This window comes from Bradyrhizobium sp. ISRA430, from assembly GCF_029909975.1.
Taxonomy (GTDB): Bacteria; Pseudomonadota; Alphaproteobacteria; order Rhizobiales; family Xanthobacteraceae; genus Bradyrhizobium.
Genome location: NZ_CP094516.1, coordinates 5,048,660 through 5,068,796 on the forward strand (window position 1 = coordinate 5,048,660; position 20,137 = coordinate 5,068,796).

Annotated in this window: 15 protein-coding genes and 2 pseudogenes; 13 read left to right on the top strand and 4 right to left on the bottom strand. The window is 64.8% G+C overall.

The window, feature by feature from the left end; genetic code table 11:
- Nucleotides 1-85: 85 nt before the first annotated feature.
- The 10 genes and pseudogenes from dctP to MTX21_RS24055 form a co-directional block, all read left to right on the top strand.
- Nucleotides 86-475 (top strand): annotated as a pseudogene (dctP, locus tag MTX21_RS24010) (TRAP transporter substrate-binding protein DctP); the annotation flags it as partial.
- Nucleotides 476-622: 147 nt separating this feature from the next.
- Nucleotides 623-2,611, top strand: a complete 1,989-nt coding sequence (locus MTX21_RS24015) for an ATP-binding protein (RefSeq protein WP_280971149.1) — start codon at nt 623-625, stop codon at nt 2,609-2,611.
- A complete protein-coding gene (locus MTX21_RS24020) occupies nt 2,581-4,326 on the top strand; it encodes a DUF3369 domain-containing protein (protein ID WP_280967150.1) in 1,746 nt (581 codons plus the stop codon). The genes MTX21_RS24015 and MTX21_RS24020 overlap by 31 nt, the downstream gene beginning before the upstream one ends.
- An 80-nt stretch (nt 4,327-4,406) precedes the next feature.
- A complete protein-coding gene (locus MTX21_RS24025; RefSeq protein WP_280967151.1) occupies nt 4,407-5,141 on the top strand; it encodes a response regulator in 735 nt (244 codons plus the stop codon).
- Nucleotides 5,142-5,451: 310 nt separating this feature from the next.
- Nucleotides 5,452-6,063 carry a sigma-70 family RNA polymerase sigma factor gene (locus tag MTX21_RS24030; protein WP_280967152.1) on the top strand — a complete coding sequence of 204 codons (612 nt, stop codon included), beginning with the start codon at nt 5,452-5,454 and terminating at the stop codon, nt 6,061-6,063.
- Between the two features lie 500 nt (nt 6,064-6,563).
- Entirely contained in the window at nt 6,564-7,262 is a 699-nt protein-coding gene (locus MTX21_RS24035; protein ID WP_280967153.1) for a cytochrome c biogenesis CcdA family protein, read from the top strand.
- Nucleotides 7,263-7,292: 30 nt separating this feature from the next.
- On the top strand, nt 7,293-7,856 hold the full coding sequence (locus MTX21_RS24040; protein ID WP_280967154.1) for a thioredoxin family protein: 564 nt from the start codon (nt 7,293-7,295) through the stop codon (nt 7,854-7,856).
- A 102-nt stretch (nt 7,857-7,958) separates the two neighbouring features.
- Complete coding sequence (locus MTX21_RS24045; protein WP_280967155.1) at nt 7,959-8,933, top strand: hypothetical protein; 975 nt, start codon at nt 7,959-7,961, stop codon at nt 8,931-8,933.
- Nucleotides 8,934-9,131: 198 nt separating this feature from the next.
- Nucleotides 9,132-9,725, top strand: a pseudogene (locus MTX21_RS24050) (L,D-transpeptidase).
- A 111-nt stretch (nt 9,726-9,836) separates the two neighbouring features.
- Nucleotides 9,837-10,874 carry an amino acid ABC transporter substrate-binding protein gene (locus tag MTX21_RS24055; protein ID WP_280967156.1) on the top strand — a complete coding sequence of 346 codons (1,038 nt, stop codon included), beginning with the start codon at nt 9,837-9,839 and terminating at the stop codon, nt 10,872-10,874.
- A 271-nt stretch (nt 10,875-11,145) separates the two neighbouring features.
- Here MTX21_RS24055 and MTX21_RS24060 read toward each other — a convergent pair whose 3' ends face one another.
- Together MTX21_RS24060 and MTX21_RS24065 are read right to left on the bottom strand one after the other, a co-directional pair.
- Nucleotides 11,146-12,285 (bottom strand): acyl-CoA dehydrogenase family protein, encoded by a 1,140-nt coding sequence (locus MTX21_RS24060; RefSeq protein ID WP_280967157.1) that lies wholly within the window; start codon nt 12,283-12,285, stop codon nt 11,146-11,148.
- A 155-nt stretch (nt 12,286-12,440) separates the two neighbouring features.
- Entirely contained in the window at nt 12,441-13,655 is a 1,215-nt protein-coding gene (locus MTX21_RS24065; RefSeq protein ID WP_280967158.1) for an acyl-CoA dehydrogenase family protein, read from the bottom strand.
- A gap of 158 nt (nt 13,656-13,813) precedes the next feature.
- On the opposite strand from MTX21_RS24065, the gene MTX21_RS24070 reads away from it, so the two are divergent.
- Together MTX21_RS24070 and MTX21_RS24075 are read left to right on the top strand one after the other, a co-directional pair.
- The gene (locus tag MTX21_RS24070; protein ID WP_280967159.1) at nt 13,814-14,359 is read left to right on the top strand and encodes a carboxymuconolactone decarboxylase family protein; all 546 of its coding nucleotides are present in this window, start codon (nt 13,814-13,816) and stop codon (nt 14,357-14,359) included.
- Between the two features lie 110 nt (nt 14,360-14,469).
- Nucleotides 14,470-14,964: a VOC family protein gene (locus MTX21_RS24075; RefSeq protein ID WP_280967160.1), complete on the top strand. Its 495-nt coding sequence runs from the start codon at nt 14,470-14,472 to the stop codon at nt 14,962-14,964.
- Nucleotides 14,965-15,092: 128 nt separating this feature from the next.
- Here the strand turns inward: MTX21_RS24075 and MTX21_RS24080 are convergent, their stop codons facing one another.
- Together MTX21_RS24080 and MTX21_RS24085 are read right to left on the bottom strand one after the other, a co-directional pair.
- Nucleotides 15,093-16,325, bottom strand: a complete 1,233-nt coding sequence (locus tag MTX21_RS24080; protein ID WP_280967161.1) for an MFS transporter — start codon at nt 16,323-16,325, stop codon at nt 15,093-15,095.
- 216 nt (nt 16,326-16,541) lie between these two features.
- Nucleotides 16,542-17,789 (bottom strand): MFS transporter, encoded by a 1,248-nt coding sequence (locus MTX21_RS24085; protein WP_280967162.1) that lies wholly within the window; start codon nt 17,787-17,789, stop codon nt 16,542-16,544.
- A gap of 191 nt (nt 17,790-17,980) precedes the next feature.
- Between MTX21_RS24085 and MTX21_RS24090 the strand changes: the two genes are divergently transcribed.
- Nucleotides 17,981-20,056: a prolyl oligopeptidase family serine peptidase gene (locus MTX21_RS24090; RefSeq protein WP_280967163.1), complete on the top strand. Its 2,076-nt coding sequence runs from the start codon at nt 17,981-17,983 to the stop codon at nt 20,054-20,056.
- Nucleotides 20,057-20,137: the final 81 nt, after the last annotated feature.

Sequence of the window (20,137 nt, forward strand, 5' to 3'; positions counted from 1 at the left end):
GCCGGGATGGCCTTCCCTTAACCATCTGCTAGATTGCATTGAACCTTTTAGTCCTGCCATAGACTTCATCACTGAGGGGTTGAGTGTGCCAGTGTTGAGCCGTGCCGAACTCTCGCGGACCGGGGTGATTTTCGTCGTGCTTTTGTTCGCGATATGCGCGACCGAGGCGTTTGCGCGCGAATTTCGCGCCGCCGACACCCAGAGCGAGGACTACCCGACCGTGCAGGCGCTGCGCTACATGGGCGCCCTGATCGCGGAGCGCACCAACGGCCGGCACGAGATCAAGGTGTTTCACTCCCGCCAGCTCGGCGAGGAGAAAGAGACGATCGAGCAGACCCGGGCCGGCGCGATCGACCTCAACCGGATCAATGTGGCACTGATCGGCAACTTCGTCCCGGCGATGAATGTGCTCGCCATGCCGTTCCTGTTCCGCTCCATCGAGCACATGCAGAAGGTGACGGACCGGCCGATCGGCCGTGATCCCGCCGCGGCGGCCCTGATCGAACGCATTCGCAAGGTGGAGTGAGGCGTCTTGGCCGAGCCCGCACGCAGCGAGCACGCAGACAGGCAGCCCGGCCCCGTCGGGCGGCTGCGCGCGCGCCTGGTCGGCGCGTTGCGGGCGGTGCCGATCCGCTGGCGCATCCTGTCGATCGCAGCGCTGAACTCCGCCGTGGTGGTGGTGCTGGTCGGACTGATCTGGAACGGGTCGCAGGTGCTGGGCTCGGCCTGGGACGATGTGCGCCAGGTGCGCGAGTCCGACAAGATCCTGGCGCTGCTCGAAAGCGAAACCGGGCGCCTGCAGAACCTGATCCACCGCTACATCAACCAGCCGAGCCCGGACCTGTTCGCCGAAATCCTGCTGTTGCGCGAGGCGGTGCTGGGCACGCTGACCAACCGCGCCGCCAAGGACCCGATGCTATCAGGCTCGGTCGAGGAGCTGGAGCGCACCACCGAGCGCTTCCTCAACGGCTTCGGCGAACTGCGCAGCGTGCAGGCGACCATCGCCAAGACCTATGAGGAGCAGGTGCAGGGCCCGGCCAAGGACATGGCGGGCCTCTATTCGATCATCGAGGGCGCCACCGGCCACCGCGACGCGCTGATCTGGCCCTCGCTCGGCAAATCCCGCGAAGCCTTCACCGCCATGCTGGTCGCGGCGAACTCCTATTACCTGTCGCTGTCACCGGCCGCCGCCGACGACGCGCGCCGCAACACCGAGACGATCGAGAAGACCATTCCGGTCATGATCGACCTCGCCGACAACGACCTCCAGCGCATGGCGCTGCAAAGGCTGGAAGCGCGCACCACCGCGATGCGCGAGGGGTTTGCAAAGCTCTCCGAGCAGCTCACGAGCCGCACCGAGCTGCTCCGCAACACGATCGATGCCAGCCAGGCCGAGGCGATCGGCGCCATCGACGACCTCTCGACCAAGATGCGCCAGCGCGAGCAGAAGGCGCAGGAGACGTTCGACCGCACGCTGGCGGACATTTCGCGGCGGGTGCTCTCGATAGCGGTGATCTTCCTTGGCATCATCCTGAGCGCCGGCGTGCTGATCGCGCTGTCGATCCGGCTGCCGCTGCAGCAGATCATGACCGCGATGCGCGCGATCACGCTGGGCGATCTCGATCGCGAGGTGCAGGGCATCAAGGCGCGCGACGAGGTCGGCGCCATGGCACGCGCGGTGGAGGTGTTCCGCGAGAACGCGATCGCCAAGCGCAAGGCCGAGGACGAGCTGCGCGCGTCCAAGGAAAAGGCCGAGAGCGCGCTGCTCGAGCTCAACACCGCACAGCAGAACCTGATCGATGCCGAACGGCTTGCGGCACTCGGCGGCCTCGTCGCCGGCGTCGCCCATGAGGTCAACAATCCCATCGGCATCAGCCTGACCGTTGCCTCGAGCTTCGCCCGGCGCAGCGACATCTTCGAGGCGCAGCTCAAGGGCGACGGCGGCTTGCGCCGCTCGCAGCTCGAGGAGTTCGTGCAGGCCTCGCGCGACGCCTCGCAGCAGCTCGTCGCCAACCTCACGCGTGCCGGCGAGCTGATCCAGTCGTTCAAGCAGGTCGCAGTCGACCGCTCGCACGCCGAGCGGCGGCAGTTCTCGCTGAGCGAGGCCACCGACCAGATCATCGCGAGCCTGCGCCCGGTCCTGAAACGCTCGCCGATCACGCTACAGGTCGACGTGCCCGAAGGGTTGCTTCTCGACGGCTATCCCGGCTCCTACGGCCAGATCCTGACCAATCTCTTCCTCAACGCCGCCAACCACGCCTTCGGCGACGGTCGCGCCGGCACGATCGCGATCTCGGCAAGGCCGCGCGGCTCCGACGACATCGAGATCATCTTTGCCGATGATGGGGCCGGCATGACGCCCGACGTGCAACGTCAGGCCTTTGACCCTTTCTTTACCACCCGGCGCAACGAAGGCGGCACGGGTCTCGGCCTCCATATCGTCTATAACCTGGTCACCCAGCAGCTCGGCGGGCGGATGATGCTGGAATCCAAGCCGGGACAAGGCACTACCTTTCGGATTATCATGCCGCGGGTCGCCAAGGGCGGCGCGCAAAGCACAGAGACTGACGGGACTTCTCAATGGCCGAACAGGACGATGTCCTCCACCTGATCGACGATACCGGTACCGCGTCGGAGGATACCAACGCGAGGAAGTGGAAGATCGCCGTCATCGACGACGATCCGGCCGTGCATGACGGCACCCGCTTCGCGCTGTCCGACTACAGCCTCAACGGCCAGAGCCTGGAGATCCTCTCCGCCCATTCCGCGGCGGAAGGTCGCAAGCTGATGGCCGAGCACCACGACATCGCCGCCGTGCTGCTCGACGTCATCATGGAGACGGACGTCGCGGGCCTCGAACTCGTCGAGTTCATCCGCAACGAGCTCAAGAACGAGACCGTTCGCATCATCCTGCGCACCGGCCAGCCCGGCCAGGCGCCCGAGCGGCGCGTGATCGTGCAGTACGACATCAACGACTACAAGGCCAAGACCGAGCTCACCGCGGACAAGCTGTTCACCTCGCTGACTGCGGCGCTGCGCTCCTATCAGCAGCTCGAGCGCATGGTGCAGACCAGGCGCGGACTCGAAATCATCATCGATGCGGCCTCGACGCTCTACGACTTCAAGTCGATGCAGCGCCTCGCCGAGGGCGTGCTGACCCAGCTCGCTTCGCTGCTCAATGTCGACTGCGCCGGAATACTGGTCCTGCGCGACAATGGCGGATCGGACGCCGAGCTCTCGGTGCTGGCGGGCAGCGGCTGCTACAGCCGCTTCATCGGCACGACCTCCTCGAAGGCGCTCGATCCCGATCTGCGCGCGATGGTCGAGGCCGCGTTCCAGCGCCGCAAGAACGAATTCGCCGACCATCGCAGCGTGATCTATCTGCGCACCGGCAGCGGCCGCGAGGTCGTGGTGCTGCTGCAGGCCGAGCGCGAGCTGTCCGAGACCGATCGCTCGCTGGTCGAGATATTCTCCAGCCGGCTCTCGATCGCCTTCGACAATGTGATCCTCTATCAGCAGCTTCAGGACGCCAACACGCAGCTCGAGGACCGCGTCGCCCAGCGCACCCGCGCGCTGATGCAGGCCAACCGTCGCCTCTCGGCGCAATGGCTGCGGCTGCAGCGCGCCAACGGCTTCAAGAACGAGATCCTGGGCACGGTCGCGCACGACCTGAAGAATCCGCTGGGCGTCATCCTCGGCCGCACCGAGATGCTGAAGGAGCTGATCTCGACCGGCGCCTCCGAGGGCGGCGTGGTCGCGCAGGTCGACCACATTCGCGACGCCACCAAGCGGCTGACCACGATGGTTGATCATCTGATCTCGGACGCGATGGCCGATGCCTTCGACATCACGATTCGCCGCGAGCCCGTCGACGTCGCCGCGCTGGTCCAGGAGGTCGCCGAGGCCAACCAGCCGCTGGCGGTCAACAAGCAGCAGGCGATCACCGTCGCGGCGCCGCCCAACATCGTCACCATGTGCGACACCGACCGCATCCGCGAGGCGATCGACAATCTGATCAGCAATGCGATCAAGTACAGCCCGATCGGCGGCAGGATCACCGTGGCAGTCACGCACGAGGGCAATGACACCGTCGTCCGCGTCACCGATGAGGGCGCCGGGCTGTCGCCGGAGGATCTCGGCCGCCTGTTCGGCCGGTTCCAGCGGCTGTCGGCAAAGCCAACCGCGGGCGAGAGCTCGACGGGCCTTGGGCTCTCCATCGTCAAGCGTATTATCGACATGCATGGCGGGGAGGTCACCGCCGAGAGCAACGGCCCCGGCAAGGGATCGACCTTCACCATCACGCTGCCTGCGACCGAAATACCCTGATCTGAACGCAAGAATCAGAACGACAATATCTGTACGCCAAGATCTGTACGCCAAGATCCGAACGCCAAGATCCGAGTAACATGACCCAAAGCCAGCACATCATGATCGTCGACGATGAGGCCCCGGCCCGGGAAATGGTCGGCGATTACCTCAAGATGCACGGCTTCACCGTGACGCTGTGCGACGGCGGCAAGTCCTTACGCGCCGCGATCGAGGGCAGCATGCCCGATCTCGTCGTGCTCGATCTCAACATGCCCGAGGAAGACGGGCTCTCGATCATCCGCGACCTGAAGAGTCGCATCAACGTGCCGGTGATCATGCTCACGGCGACCGCAAGCCCGATCGACCGCGTCGTGGGCCTCGAGCTCGGTGCCGACGATTACGTGGCCAAGCCCTGCGAGCTGCGCGAATTGATGGCACGCATCCGCTCGGTGCTGCGGCGGAGCGCGCCGGCAAAGGCGGCACCGGAAGCCGCGGCGGCGAAGTCGGACAAGGATCAGCTCGTGCGCTTCGGCACCAAATGGCTCGACCTCGAAGCCCAGGCGTTGCGCGACGACGAAGGCAACGAGCATCCGCTGACCGCGTCCGAGTTCGGGCTGCTGAAAGTGTTCGCGGCCAATCCGAAGCGTGTGCTGTCGCGCGAGCGTCTGTTGGAGTTGGCCAATGCGCGCGATGCCGAAGCGTTCGACCGCGCCGTCGACCTGCGCATCATGCGCATCCGCCGCAAGATCGAGCCCGACCCGACCAAGCCCGCCGTCATCCGCACCATCCGCGGCGGCGGCTATCTGTTCTCGCCGGCGGGCGAGAAGGCGTGAGGCGCGCGTAGGCGTACACGCCACAACGCGTCCTGGCTTTCGCCAGGACGACAGCGGAGCGCGTGGCGCGACCAAACGTGGCAACCCGAAATTCGTTCCGCCCAGTCCAAGTCCGCAGTACCGTATTTTCCGCACATTGAAATTGCACGATTTTTTGCCCCGAATGTTTCGTCGTGCCTCTTCCGACGAAACAATTTGGCGGCCCACGAAACCATTTTCCGCTTGTCGCGCAGACGTCCCGAAACGCTGGCTCATTAACACTTTCACCCAAGGAAACGCCGCTCGGTTGCGGCGCTACGGGGAGCCATTCATGCAGAACGTCGTCGCCATCAACGCCGAAGCCAGCCAGGGCATCATTGCTGCTCAGGCGACCTCGGACGACATGCTCCTGGAAAGCATCGCCGACGGCAACCGGACGGCCATGCACATCCTCTATTGCCGGCATAATGTGCGGGTGTATCGCTTCATCCTGCGCATCGTGCGCGACGCCACCACGGCCGAGGACCTCGTCAGCCAGGTCTTCCTGGACGTGTGGCGGACCGCCAGACAATTCCAGGGCCGCTCGCAGGTCTCGACCTGGCTGCTCTCGATCGCCCGCTTCAAGGCCCTGACCGCGATGCGCCAGCGCCGCTTCGAGGACATCGACCAGGAAGACGTGCGAGAGATCGCCGACGAGGCCGACACGCCCGAGACCTCGCTCGACCGCAGCGACACCAGCGCGATCCTGCGCGCCTGCGTGGCCAAGCTGTCGCCGGCGCATCGCGAGATCATCAACCTCGTCTACTACCATGAGAAGTCGGTGGAGGAGGTCGGGGCGATCATCGGCATCCCGCAGAGCACGGTGAAGACGCGGATGTTCTACGCCCGCAAGCAGCTCGCCGATTTGCTTAAAGGAGCCGGCGTCGACCGCTTCGCCGCGTAAAAATTCGAGATTTCAACGGGATAGGACCTCGGCTTTGGCGCCGTCCCGCTCGCGAAAGCGTTACCGGGCTCGAAACAATTGAAACAAACCACAACATCAGGCGGAAAAACTTCGTCCCTATAACGCTTTCATACGGTTTTGCCTAAACCTCCCAAGGACCTCCAGCGACCCGGACGGGATGCCCCCCTCCGGGTCGTTTTGTGTTTGGGCGATGTAGCGTCTCGCCCGTCCGCGTGATTAAGCGTCAGGACGGGCCACGAACCCAGCGTTGGTGGCTGCACTTAAGTGAGGCGGGCACCACTCCCCCCTTGTGGGAGAGGGGCAGGGAGGGGGGTAGCCACGAACTCCGATCTCACCCGGGGCTACCCCCCTCCCCAGCCCTCCCCCGCAAGGGGGGAGGGAGCGCACCGTCATTGTGGCTCGTAACGAACGCGTGACGCTGCGTAACGACCGACGCATCCGGCTCGAAGCAACCTCGTGACCCATTCACGAGTGGCCCGATGCTCGACCTGATTTTCGCTGTGCTTGCCGGCATCCTCACCATCGCCGCGCCCTGCACGCTGCCGATGCTGCCTATCCTGCTCGGCGCCTCGATCGGACGCACCTCGCATTTGCGCCCTGTCCTGATCGCGCTCGGCTTCGTGATCTCGTTCTCGGCGACGGCGCTGCTGCTCGGTGCCCTCACGCGGCTATTCGATTTCGATCCCAATGTGCTGCGCTCGGCCGCGGCGATCCTGCTGATCGGATTCGGCCTGTTGATGCTGTGGCCGGCGCCGTTCGAGTGGCTCTCGATCCGGCTCAACGGCTGGCTCGACCTCGGCGCATCCAGCGCCGCGCAGCGCGAGGGCGCGGTCGGCGGGCTCGTGCTCGGCACCACGCTTGGCCTCGTCTGGACGCCCTGCGCCGGCCCCGTGCTCGGCTCGATCCTGACGCTGGTTGCGACGTCGAAGAACCTGTCCTGGGCCGGCACTCTGCTGGTCGCCTACGCCATCGGCGCCGCGATCCCGATGCTGGCGATCGCCTATGGCGGGCAGGCCGCGACCACGCGCGTGCGCAGCCTCGCGCGCATCTCGCCACGCCTGCAGCAGGGCTTTGGCGTCGTCGTGATCGCCTTCGCGCTCGCCGCCTACTTCCAATACGACACGCTGATCGTGGCGTGGCTCACCGGCTTCTATCCCACCGGCCAGATCGGCCTGTGATCATCCCTCATTCCACCGGAGGACGCTTCCATGACGCTAAAACTGCCCACTGTGTCTGCTTCGCTGATTGGCTTCGCCCTGACCGGCGCCGTGATCCCCGGCATCTGCGACGAGGCCTCGCCCGCAAGACCGATCGTCACCGCTGCCGCGAGCCAGCAGACCGCGCCCGACTTCGCCGGCATCAGCAACTGGTTCAACTCCAAGCCGCTCAGCCTTGCCGATCTCCGCGGCAAGGTCGTGCTGGTGGACTTCTGGACCTATGGCTGCGTCAACTGCGTCAACACGCTGCCGCATGTCACCCAGCTCTACGCCAAATACAAGGACAAGGGCCTGGTGGTGGTCGGCGTGCACACGCCCGAATTTCCGTTCGAGCGCTCGGCCTCCAATGTGCAGGCCGCGCTGAAGCGCCACGGCATCACCTATCCGGTGGCGCAGGACAACGACTCCCGGACCTGGAACGCCTACCGGAACCAGTATTGGCCGGCGCAGTACGTCATCGACCAGAACGGCAAGATCGTCTTCCAGCATGCCGGCGAAGGCAGTTATGACGAGATCGACCGGACGGTGGCACGCCTGCTCAGCGCCAATAGCTGAGGCGGCGCGGACGTCGCGCGGCTGGTTCCGCCCGTCGCTATTGTTGCTTGACTCCACGGATTCGTCCGTGGAGTTTCGTGCCGACGGAATCAGCCGCCCGCGATGGACGAAGCGCCCCCCAGCAACGACATTCGCCTTCGTGAAGGCTCTTCAATTGCGCAGCGGCTGGTCATGGCCGGCTTTGCGGCAGCCGTTTCCCTCTGCTTCACGCCAGGCCTGTTCACGCACGACTACCTCGAGGTGATCATCTCCGTGGTCGCGCTCCTCTTGGGGGCCGCGTTCATCGGCGCCGTCATGCTTGCACCGGCCGTGGTCTGGATCATCACGCCGAATGAAATCCTGATCGGGCGACAGCGACCGTTCGGACGGCTCCGCAGCAGGATCGTCGCGAAGGACGACGTAGCGGAGCTGCGGGTCCCCAAAAGCAAGGTTTCCAGGGCGCGCTTCCATCTGGTCTTCACGCTAGCTTCGGGCGAGCGCCTGACGTCCCCGCCGATCTCCGACGTCACGCATGTTCGCGAAACGGTTGCCCGGATCGCGACCCAATTCGGCGTTGCCAACGTCGAGGCGCCGGTCAATCCGCTCGATGCCAGCAATCCCGAGATGCATCTTGGCGAACCCGTCGAGCCGTTTAGCGAGAGGGACGTTCGGATCGTTGCAGTGATCGTCGTCGCATTGTCCGTCGTTCCCTACGCCTACAAGCTGTGGCGCGGTTTGTCGCCCGGCCCCATCGACATCATGCTGTTGCCGATTGGCGCGATCGCCGCGTTTGCCGTTCACCGATACGCCAATCTCGTGACCGGTGCCTTCTGGATCATCCGGCAGCGGGATATTCGCATCGAGCGCCTATCGGGCGATGGCAAGCTGCGCGCCGACCATATCGAAGGGCGCGACGTGAAGGCGATCACGGTCGAGCGCCGCGGTCGATCCGAGGACGAGCACTGCATCGTTGTCATCAGATTGCGGTCCGGGCGAAGGTTTCGCAGCCCCCGCATCGGCTCGAGGAACGAGGCGCGCGCCGTGGGTGCCGAAATCGTCCGGCGGCTCGCCATCGCGCCCGAAAGCAACCAGATCTGAGGCGCCCTCCCGCCCGCTGAGGATGTGGGGCGACTGCTTTTCGCGCCATCCCCTGTTTTTGGCGTTGCCGCGCCTCGTCAAAAAACCAAAGCATTCTCGTGACATACCTGCTGGGCGCGCCATGACCTTGCCATGAAGCTGCCCCTGAGTTCTGATGGTTCCGAATGATTTGCGCTGTGGCAGCGGGGAGAGCTTGAAATGACGGATTTTCGTCGCCTGACCGGGATGTTTATGGCCGCGATCGGGCTGATCCTGTCCGGGCCTTAGGCTTTCGCCCAGCAGCCCGACCGCGGCGACGAGCCGGGCCTGATCGCCGACGACAGCTACCAGCTCGATCCGGAATGGCAGAAGCAGGTCGTTTACTTCCGCACGACCGAAGCGCCGGGCACGATCATCATCTCGACCGCCGAGCGTCACCTCTATCTGGTCCAGCCCGGCGGGCGCGCGATCCGCTACGGTATCGGCGTGGGCCGCGACGGCTTCCAGTGGCAGGGTCTGCTGAACATCACCAACAAGAAGGAATGGCCGGACTGGACGCCGCCGCCGGAAATGATCCAGCGCCAGCCCTATTTGCCGCGCTTCATGGCCGGCGGCCCCGGTAATCCGCTCGGCGCGCGCGCCATGTATCTCGGCACGACGGTCTACCGCATCCACGGCACCAACCGGCCGGACACGATCGGCACCAAGGTGTCGTCGGGCTGCTTCCGCCTGGTCAACAACGACGTGGCCGATCTCTATGATCGCGTCCCGGTCGGCACCAAGGTGGTGGTGCGGCAGAAGCCTGAACTCTGAGAGTTATCGTTTGAGCATGATCTTTTCGGAAAACCGCTTCGCGCTTTTCCGGATCATGCTCCCCGCCTCCGTCCAAATTCCTTTTGCCGATTATTTCGAGAGAGAGACATCATGCGCACATTTCGAGGCGGCCTGCTGATCGGGCTCGCAGTCGCCGTACTGGTCGGTGCCCTGGCCGTTACCTATGAGTTCTACGACACCCGCACCTTGAAGCGCACGATCCGGCGCGGCGAGGTGCTGTGCGGCGTCAACAAGGGCCTGCCGGGCTTCTCGATCCCCGACGACAAGGGCAACTGGACCGGCTTCGATGTCGATTTCTGCCGCGCGGTGGCGAGCGCCATCTTCAACGATCCGAGCAAGGCGAAATTCGTTCCGCTCGACGCCAGCGAGCGCTTCAAGGAATTGCAGAGCCGGAAAGTCGACATCCTCTCGCGCAACTCGACCTGGAGCATGGCGCGTGAGCTCGACTACGATCTCTACTTCCCGGCCGTCGCCTATTACGACGGCGCGGGCTTCATGGTGCCCCGCTCCCGCAACAAGGAAACCTCGCTGGACCTGAACGGCAGCAAGGTGTGCGTGCAGGCCGGCACCACGACGCTGCTCAACCTCACCGACTACTTCCGTGCCAACAACATGAAGTATGAGGAGGTCAAGCTCGACAAGCTGGACGACGTCGTGAAGGCCTACGACGCCGGCAAGTGCGACACGCTGACCGCCGACGTCTCCCAGCTCTATGCGCTGCGGCTCAACCTGTCCAAGCCCGGCGACCACATGATCCTCCCCGACATGATCTCCAAGGAGCCGCTGGCCCCCGTCGTGCGCCAGCGCGACGACGACTGGATGATGATCGTGAAGTGGACGCTCTATGCGATGATCAACGCCGAGGAGTTAGGGGTCACCTCGGAGAACATCGACGAGGCGCTGAAGTCGAAGAAGCCCGAAGTGATGCGGCTGGTCGGCACCGAGGGCAATTACGGCGAGCAGCTCGGCCTCACCAAGGACTGGGCCGTGCGCATCATCCGCCACGTCGGCAATTACGGCGAGATGTACGAGCGCAATATCGGCGAGAAATCCAAGCTGAAGATCCCGCGCGGCATGAACCAGCTCTGGAACGCCGGCGGCGTGCAATACGCGCCGCCGATGCGGTAACGGGACTCTCCGCCGTCATTGCGAGGAACGAAGCGACGAAGCAATCCAGACTGCCGCCGCGGAAGGATTCTGGATTGCTTCGCTTCGCTCGCAATGACGGGCTTGGGGCGAGCATTCTCCATTTTTCTGGTGTCATCGCCCGCGAAAGCGGGCGATCCAGTATTCCAGAGACGCCTGACGTATGCGGAAAGGCCGCGGCGTACTGGATCGCCCGGTCGAGCCGGGCGATGACGCCTGAGGGTGAGGCGGCGTTCCCGCGCCTCACTCCGCCTCAATACCCCCTTGCCCGCGCGAGCTGCTCGGCGTGGTAGTTGGCGTCGCCGAACAGCTCCTCGCAGACCCGCGCGCGCTTCATGAAGAAGCCGATGTCGAACTGGTCGGTCATGCCCATGCCGCCGTGCATCTGTACGCCTTCCTGCACCGCGCGCGTTGCGGTGGTGCCGGCGCGCGCTTTGGCCACAGCAACGGCTGACGCGGCCTTGGTCACGTCGGCATCGAGCGCCTGCAGCGCCTTCATCACCGCGGCGCGCGTGATCTCGATGTCGACATAGAGCTGGGCGGCGCGGTGCTGCAGCGCCTGGAATTCGCCGATCAGCTTGCCGAACTGCTTGCGCTGCTTGAGGTACTCGGTGGTGCGGCCGAACACCTCATCGCTGAGACCCACCATCTCGGAGGCCACCGCACCGCGGCCGATATCGAGCACGCCGTCAAGCAGGCCGGCGCCCTGATCGACCTCGCCGAGCACGCCATCGGCATTGACCTCGACATTGGCGAGTTCGATCCGCGCCGCGTTGTGCGAATCCACCATGATGGTGCGCTCGATCGCAACGCCCTTGGCTCGCGGGTTGACCAGGAACAGCGTCAGCCCCTCGCGTTCGCCGGCGGAGCCCGCGGTGCGCGCGGCGACGATCAGAAGATCGGCAACGTGGCCGTCGACGACCAGCGCCTTGGCGCCGGAGAGCTTGAAGCCATTGCCGGCGCGCACCGCCTGCAGGCTGGTCTGGAGCGGCCGGTGCTTGGCGCCCTCGTCGATCGCGAGCGTCGCGAGCAGCGAGCCGCTGGAGATCTTTGGCAGATATTCCGACTTCTGGGCGGCATTGCCGCCGCGCGAGAGCGCTGAGGCGGCGACCACGCTTGTCGCCAGAAACGGCGAGGGCATCAGCGTGCGGCCGATCTCCTCCATGACGACGCCGGCTTCGACATAACCGAGGCCGCTGCCGCCGAACTCTTCCGGCACGAGCAGGCCGGCAAAGCCCATCTCGGCGAAGGATTGCCAAAACTCCTTGGAGAATCCGGTCGGATCCTTGGAGTCGCGCAGGTGGCGCAGATGCGATACCGGCGCTTTGTCGCTGATCAGCCCGCGCGCAGAGTCGCGGAGCATCGATTGTTCTTCGGTGAGGACGAGGGCCATGGTGGTGTTTCCGATTCGAAATCTATCTGATCTTCGTCATTCCGGGATGCGCCGTAAGGCGCAGGCCCGGAATCCATACTCCCGATTGGTGGATATGGATTCCGGGCTCGCCGCTATCGGCGGCGCTCCGGAATGACGTGCTGCGAAAGTGTGCCTCACGCCCCCGGCAGATCGAGGATGCGCTTGGCGACGATGCCGAGCATCACTTCGGATGTGCCGCCCTCGATCGAGTTGGCCTTGGTGCGCAGCCAGGCGCGCGGACGGGCGCCCTGCTTGGAGCGCTCGCTCTCCCATTCCAGCGCATCGACGCCGCCGGCCGACATCAGGATCTCGTAGCGGCGCTTGTTCAGTTCGGTGCCGTAATATTTCATGGCCGAGGAAAATGCCGGATGCGCCTGCCCCGCCTTGGCGAGATCGACCGCGCGCTCGGCGCAAGCCGCAAGCGCGGCTTCATCGACCTCGAAGGTCGCGATCTGGCTGCGCAGGATCGCATCGTCGAGGCGCCCCACCGCATCGGTGCCGATCGAATCCGCAGCGATCTGGCCGAGCGGACGGCCGACGCCGCGCTCGCCCATGCCGGAGATCATCGCGCGCTCGTGCTGCAGCAGATATTTCGCGACGTCCCAGCCGCGGTTGACGGTGCCGACGACATGCGACTTCGGCACGCGGACATTGTCGAAGAAGGTTTCGCAGAACGGCGAGTAGCCGGAGATCAGGAGGATCGGCTTGGTCGAGACGCCCTTCGAGGTCATGTCGAACAGGATGAAGCTGATGCCGTCGTGCTTCTTCGCCGCAGGATCGGTGCGTACCAGGCAGAAGATCCAGTCGGCGTAGTTCGCATAGGACGTCCAGATCTTCTGGCCGGTGATGACGAAGTCGTCGCCGTCACTCTCCGCGCGGGTCTGCAGCGAAGCGAGATCGGAGCCGGCGTTCGGCTCGGAGTAGCCCTGGCACCAACGGATCAGGCCGGCCGCAATCTTCGGCAGATGCTCTTGCTTCTGCGCCTCGGTACCGTATTTCAACAGCGCCGGCCCGAGCATCCAGATGCCGAAGCTCGACAGCGGCGGACGCGCACCGATCTTCGCCATCTCCGCGCGCAGCACCTTGTGCTCGGCGGCACTCAAGCCACCGCCGCCATATTCCTTCGGCCAGTCCGGCACGGTCCAGCCCTTGTCGCGCATGCGCTCGAACCAGACGCGCTGCGGCTCGGACGAGAACTTTGCGTTGCGTCCGCCCCAGAACACGTCGGCGTCTGATGTCGCGGGCTTGCGCATCTCCGGCGGGCAGTTGGCTTCCAGCCAGGCGCGCGTCTCGTTGCGGAATTGTTCGAGATCCGCCGCCTCGGAATCTGTGGTCTTAGAGTCGCTCATGGGTCGCTTCCATCACTCAAAATCAACTTGTTGCCGGCGACTCTGGGCCATCGCACCGCGGAATTCAACCACTTCCGTGCGCTCCGGCTACTCACAACGTGAGGCATCAGGCTATAGTGGCGGCCACGGCGACGCTAAAAAACAACGAGGAAACAACGATGCGCCTCAAACTACTTTCGCCTGACGAAATGAGCGACAACCAGCGGCAGACCTATGAGGAGTCGATTGCCGGAAAGCGCGGCAAGCCGCCGGCACCGATGATGGCCTGGCTGAGCAGCCCCGACATGGCCCGCCACGCCACGCGGCTCGGCGAAGTCCTGCGCTTCGACACCGTCTTCCCCGCAAAGCTCTCGGAGATCGCGATCCTGGTGACGGCGCGGCACTGGACGGCGCATTACGAATGGTATGCGCATAAGCGCCTCGCGCTGCAGGGCGGCATGAAGATTGAGATCATCGAGGCGATCCGCGACCGTCGCACGCCGGAGTTCGATGATCCCAAGGGCAAGATGATCTACGACGTTGCGAAATCGCTGCATGAGGGTCACGGCCTCGAGAAGGGCCTCTATGACGACGCGGTCAGGCTGCTCGGCGAACGCGGGCTCGTCGAGGTGATCGGGCTGTGCGGCTACTATACGCTGGTGTCGATGACGCTGAACACGTTCGAGTTCGGCTTGCCGGAGGGCGAGGTATCAGAGCTCTCGTAATTACGCATCCGGGTGCGCAATTGCGCATCCGGAAACGCTGGGTTTCGAGATAGGCTGATAGCACGGTCCCGAAGCCCGGCTTATGTGGAGTTGGTCAACGGAGCAATCACATGTCGCAAAGCCCAGCCGTCAATGCCGGCACCCGGATCGGCCACGTTCACCTCAAGGTCGCCGATCTCGATCGCGCGCTCGGCTTTTATTGCGGCGTGCTCGGCTTCGAGCTGATGCAGCGCATGGGCTCCGGTGCCGCCTTCATCTCGGCCGGCGGCTATCACCATCACATCGGGCTCAACACCTGGGAAAGCAAGGGCGGCTCACCGCCGCCGCCCGGCACGACCGGGCTCTATCACACCGCGATCCTCTATCCGACACGTTCCGCTCTGGCTGATGCACTGCATCGCGTGCTCTCGGCCGGCATCGCGCTCGACGGCGCCAGCGATCACGGCGTCAGCGAAGCGCTCTATTTGCGCGATCCCGATGAGAACGGTGTCGAGCTGTATTGGGACCGGCCGAAAGAGCAATGGCCGTTTGCGCCGGACGGGAAGCTTGCGATGTTCACCAAGCGGCTGGATCTTGAGGATTTGTTGAAGCAGCGGGGGGCGTGAGCTCCGCTGGATCCGCTTACTCCGTCATTGCGAGCGCAACGAAGCAATCCAGACTGCCGCCGCGGAAAGATTCTGGATTGCTTCGCTCCGCTCGCAATGACGAAGTGTGTTGAAGCGCCGTCGCGCCTCTATGACGCCTTCGCGTTGCCACCGCGCACCATGATCAGCACCGCGGCCGTCACCTCCAGCGCGATGCAGACATAGAACGGCAGCGCGTAGCCGCCGGAGAGATCGCGCAGGAAGCCGACCACGCCCGGGCCGAATGCGTAGGTGACCTGGTTGATCGCGGTGTTCAGGCTGATCAGCACGCCAAACGAACGCGAATCGAATTCCTGCTGCATGATCAGCGACGGCAGTGTGATGAGGTTGCCAACGGAGAAGCCGAACACCGCGCAGGCGGCGATCAGCACGTAGTCATTGTGCAGGTTGATCACGACGAGGAGCGCGGCCGCCTGGCTCAGGAACGACAGCGCGGAGGCGAGCCGCTGATTGAGACGATCGATCACCATCGAGAACAGCACGCGGCCGACCACGGCCATCGCCGTCAGCACCGCGACGGCAACGGCGGCGCGCTCGCGCCCGATCACGGGATCGAGGAACGAGATGAGATGTACGATGAAGCCGACCTGCGCGAACAGCACAAGCGCAAACGCGACCGTCACCGTGAGGAAGCCGACATCGCGCACCGCGTCCTTTCGGATCTGCGCCGATGATCGCGCCTTCGCTTTTGTCGCGGCGTGCCAGCCGTGGCGGTCGGGCGGATGACCGACGACGATCAGAATCACGGGCAGGAGCAGCACCAGCATGGCGCCGGCGGCAGTGAACATCGCGCTCGCGAAGCCGACATGGCCGATCATGGTCACCAGCAGCGGCACGCCGGCGATGCCGCCGAAGCTGGCGCCATTGAGCGCCAGGCTGATGGCCATGCCGCGCTTGTGGTCGAACCACAGGCTGATCGTGTTGGTGATCATCGCGAGACTCGTGCCGGCCCAGCCGAAGGCGAGCACGGCATCGGCGAGATAAAGCTGCCAGGGCTCGCGCACCGCGCCGATCGCAACCGCGGCCGCCGCCATCGCCAGCGTACCGGCGATCAGGCAAAGCCGCGGGCCATATGTCCGGATCGCCTCGCCGACGAAGACGACCAGCAGCGCGCCGAACAGGTAGAAGAAGGTCGTGCCCGAGGAGATCAGCGAGACCGGCCAGCCATGCGCGCGCTGAAGCTCGGCGACATAGACGCTCTGCCCGTAGAAGCCGAGCCCCCAGCCGAAGGTCGCGAGCAGGAAGCAGACCGCAACGATGCGCCAGCCTTCGTAACGGAGGGAGGATTCGTCGATGGCCGGGGACTGAGGATTGTCGAGCATTTTCTTGCTTGCCGGTTGTTTTGCTCCGTCATTCCCGGGGCGTCCCGGGCATCCACGTCCATCCTCGCGCCAAAGATGTGGATGGCCGGGACATTTGGCGTGAAGACGCGCTTCGCGCTTTCGCCCGGCCATGACGACATCGTCTAGCAATCATCGCAAGGCGAACGCTTCGATGCAAATCGAAGCGTTCAGACTGCTGCCAGGCTCCTGCCAGCCTCAGATCGCGTCGGGGAATTCGCCCATGGCCGCCTCCAGCCGCTCCTTGCGGCGGCGGGCCCAGGAGGCGAGCGAGAGGACGACGAGGCCGAGCAGCACCGGCGGGAACACCACCATGTTCACTGCCGACCAGCCGTAGCTCGCGAGCAACTGGCCGGAGGAGAACGAGCCGATCGCCATCATCCCGAACACCAGGAAATCGTTGAAGGCCTGCACCTTGTTGCGCTCCTGCGGGCGGTGTGTCTCCAGCACCAGCGCGGATGCGCCGATGAAGGAGAAATTCCAGCCGACACCGAGCACGATCAGCGTAGCCCAGAAATGCATCGCGGTGATGCCGGAGAGACCGATCGCGGCCGCACCCGCTTCCAGCAGCAAACCGGCCGCGACGATTCTCGGCGCGCCGAAGCGTGCGATCAGCGAGCCCGTGAAGAAGCTCGGCCCGTACATGGCGACGATGTGCCATTGGATGCCGAAATTGGAATCGCTGACGCTGAGGCCGCAGAGCTTCATGGCCAGCGGCGCCGAGGTCATCACCAGATTCATCATGGGATAGGAAATGACGCCGCACAGCGCCGCGGCAATGAAGCGCGGCTGGGTCACGATCTGCATGAGCGGCCGCCCGCCATGGAGATCGGCCGCCGCGGGCTTCGGGATATCGACGCCGGCGACGATGCCCATCGCCACCAGCGCGACCGCGGCCTGGATCACGAAGCTGAACGCGAACAGATAGGGCGGCCAGACGTCCATGGTCCATTGCACGAGCTGCGGACCGAGCACGCCGGCGAACACGCCGCCGGCCATCACCCAGGACACCGCCTTGGGCCGGTACGCTGCGCTGGCGCCGTCGGCGGCCGCGAAGCGATAGGATTGCGCCACCGCGCCATAGAGGCCGCCGAGGAAGGTCGCCAGACAAAACAATGGAAACGATGCGTGCAGAATCGCGAACGCGCCGAGCAGGCCGGTCAGCGTGCCGCAGGCCGTGCCGATGATGAAAGCTGTGCGGCGGCCGAAGCGGCGCGAGATCGCGCCGGTCGGCAGCGTGCCGGCGGCAAGCCCGAGCACATACATCGACAGCGGCACGGTCGCGAGCGACATGTCGGGCGCGAGCGTCGCGCCGACGATCGAGCCGGTGGCGAAGATCACGGCGGAATTGGCGCCGGTCAGGGCCTGCGCGGCCGCAAGGCGCACCACATTGGCGCGCGCTCGGGCGTCGTCGGCGATCTCGTCGGCTGCAGTCACATCTAGCATCGGTATTTTCGCCCCGCGGCGCTCTGGTGATTCGCGGCACTATGGAGACAGCGGCGTAGGCGGGCAACCGGCGCAAATGAGCGCAAGCCATGCCCCTGACGCAATTGCACGGAGTATAACGGGGTCGCGCGGCTTCCCGCTTGCGCACGATCAAGCCGAACCCTGCGGCCCGATCTGTTGGAGATCCGATCATGTCCGTCGACGACAGGCCTACGCTCGAAGCTCCGGACAATGATCCCTGGCTCTGGCTAGAGGAAATCGAAGGCGCACGGGCGCTCGACTTCGTCGAACGGCAGAATCGCCTGACGCTGGACAAGTTCGGCGGCGCGGCCTTCGAACGCGACCGCGACACGCTCGCCGCGATCTACGATCGCCCGGACAACATCCCCTATGTCAGCCGCAGCGACGGCCTGCTCTACAATCTCTGGAAGGATGCAAGCCATCCGCGCGGACTGTGGCGGCGCACCACGATCGCGGAATTCCGCAAACCCAATCCGTCCTGGGAGACCCTGCTCGACATCGACCAGCTCGCGGCGGAAGAAGGCGAGGACTGGCTGTTGAACTGGTCGAGCTCGCTGCCCGGGAAAGCGCCGCAGACGATGCTGAGCCTGTCGCGCGGCGGCAGCGATGCCGTCACCTTGCGCGAATTCGACCTGAACACGAAGAGCTTTGTCGCCGGCGGCTTCACGCTGCCGGAGGCCAAGGGCGGCGCGGTCTGGATCGATCCCGACACATTGCTATTGTCCAGCGCCTATGGCGGCGACGACATGGTGACGAACTCGGGCTATGCGCGGACGGTGCGCCTATGGCGCCGTGGCGAGCCGATCGAGCAGGCGCGTGTGGTGTTCGAGACCACGTCCGATCGGATGAGTGTGTATTGCGACGTCGACCGGACCGGCGAGACGCCGCGGGTCTGGTTCATCGACCGGCTGGATTTCTTCAATCTCGACCTCTGGCTCGGCACCGAACATGGTGCCACCGTCAAGCTCGACGTTCCCTCCGACGTCTGGATCGAAGCGCATCGGGACTGGTTTGCGATCAAGCTCCGTTCCGCCTGGACCATCGCCGGCACGACTTACGGCCCGGACACTGTGCTCGGAATGTCGCTGTCGGCGTTTCTCGCCGGCAAGCGCGATTTCGCGGTCGTGTTTGCGCCGGCGCCACGCCGCGCGCTGCAAGGTTGGTTCTGGGCCAACGGCAAGCTCATCCTCTCGATCCTCGACGAGTTGCGACCGGTGTTCGAGATCTGCACGCCGTCGGCGGCGGGCTGGAGCAGCACACGCCTGCACGGTCTTCCCGGGATCGGCGTCGTCGACGTCTGGCGCTTCGATCACCACGAATCCGAGAGCAATGGCGATCTGCTCGCCAACGTCCAGGACCCGCTCACGCCGCCGTCGCTGATGCTGATCGAGCCCGATGTCGCAAGCCCGACTGTCCTGAAGCAGGCGCCGCGAACGTTTACCGCGGATGGGCTCATCGTTACCCAGCACGAGGCGATCTCGATCGACGGCGAGCGCATCCCCTATGTGCAGACCGGCCCCGCTCGGGAGACCGGCGACGCGCCGGTTTACATGAGCGCCTATGGCGGCTTCGGACATTCGGTGAAGCCCTACTACAACTCCGCGCTCGGCAAGCTGTGGTTGGAGCGCGGCGGCACCATCGTGCAGGCGAATTTGCGCGGCGGCGGCGAGTTCGGCACGCGCTGGCACGATGCCGGCCGGCTCGCCGGCAAGAGACTGTCGCATGACGATTTCGCGGCCGTCGCATCCGACCTCGTCCGCCGCGGCGTCACGAGGCCGAAACGCATCGCGGCGCAGGGCGGATCGAACGGCGGCATCCTCATCACCAACATGCTGACGCGCTATCCCGAGCGCTTTGGTGCCTTGTTCTGCACGATCCCACTGATCGACATGCGCCGCTACACCAAGCTGCTCGCGGGCGCGAGCTGGATCGCGGAATATGGCGATCCCGACAACGTGGAGGAGTGGGAGTGGCTGAAGACATATTCTGCCTATCATGCCGCCAAACCCGGCCAACCCTATCCGCCGATCCTGATCGCCACCACGCGGCGCGACGATCGCGTCCATCCCGGACATGCGCGCAAGATGGCCGCCAAACTCCAGGCGATGGGCTATGAGGCCTATTTCTACGAACCGGCGGCCGGCGGCCACGGCTACGGCAAGGACAACAAAGAGCGCGCCGGCTTCGAGGTGCTGGGCTTCCGGTTTTTGAAGGACAGGGTTGGCTGGCGGGACGGCGAGGCGTGATGGGCTTGTGTCTTCAGGTCAGGGCGCCGGATTTGAAAGACCGTTTGGCGGCCCATCCCTCGAGATGCTCGCCATTGCGAC

Coding starts and splice junctions, on each gene's coding strand:
- MTX21_RS24020 (WP_280967150.1), top strand. CDS start 2,581: ATGGCCGAACAGGACGATGTCCTCCACCTGATCGACGATACCGGTACC.
- MTX21_RS24025 (WP_280967151.1), top strand. CDS start 4,407: ATGACCCAAAGCCAGCACATCATGATCGTCGACGATGAGGCCCCGGCC.
- MTX21_RS24030 (WP_280967152.1), top strand. CDS start 5,452: ATGCAGAACGTCGTCGCCATCAACGCCGAAGCCAGCCAGGGCATCATT.
- MTX21_RS24035 (WP_280967153.1), top strand. CDS start 6,564: ATGCTCGACCTGATTTTCGCTGTGCTTGCCGGCATCCTCACCATCGCC.
- MTX21_RS24040 (WP_280967154.1), top strand. CDS start 7,293: ATGACGCTAAAACTGCCCACTGTGTCTGCTTCGCTGATTGGCTTCGCC.
- MTX21_RS24045 (WP_280967155.1), top strand. CDS start 7,959: ATGGACGAAGCGCCCCCCAGCAACGACATTCGCCTTCGTGAAGGCTCT.
- MTX21_RS24055 (WP_280967156.1), top strand. CDS start 9,837: ATGCGCACATTTCGAGGCGGCCTGCTGATCGGGCTCGCAGTCGCCGTA.
- MTX21_RS24060 (WP_280967157.1), bottom strand. CDS start 12,285: ATGGCCCTCGTCCTCACCGAAGAACAATCGATGCTCCGCGACTCTGCG.
- MTX21_RS24065 (WP_280967158.1), bottom strand. CDS start 13,655: ATGAGCGACTCTAAGACCACAGATTCCGAGGCGGCGGATCTCGAACAA.
- MTX21_RS24070 (WP_280967159.1), top strand. CDS start 13,814: ATGCGCCTCAAACTACTTTCGCCTGACGAAATGAGCGACAACCAGCGG.
- MTX21_RS24075 (WP_280967160.1), top strand. CDS start 14,470: ATGTCGCAAAGCCCAGCCGTCAATGCCGGCACCCGGATCGGCCACGTT.
- MTX21_RS24080 (WP_280967161.1), bottom strand. CDS start 16,325: ATGCTCGACAATCCTCAGTCCCCGGCCATCGACGAATCCTCCCTCCGT.
- MTX21_RS24085 (WP_280967162.1), bottom strand. CDS start 17,789: ATGCTAGATGTGACTGCAGCCGACGAGATCGCCGACGACGCCCGAGCG.
- MTX21_RS24090 (WP_280967163.1), top strand. CDS start 17,981: ATGTCCGTCGACGACAGGCCTACGCTCGAAGCTCCGGACAATGATCCC.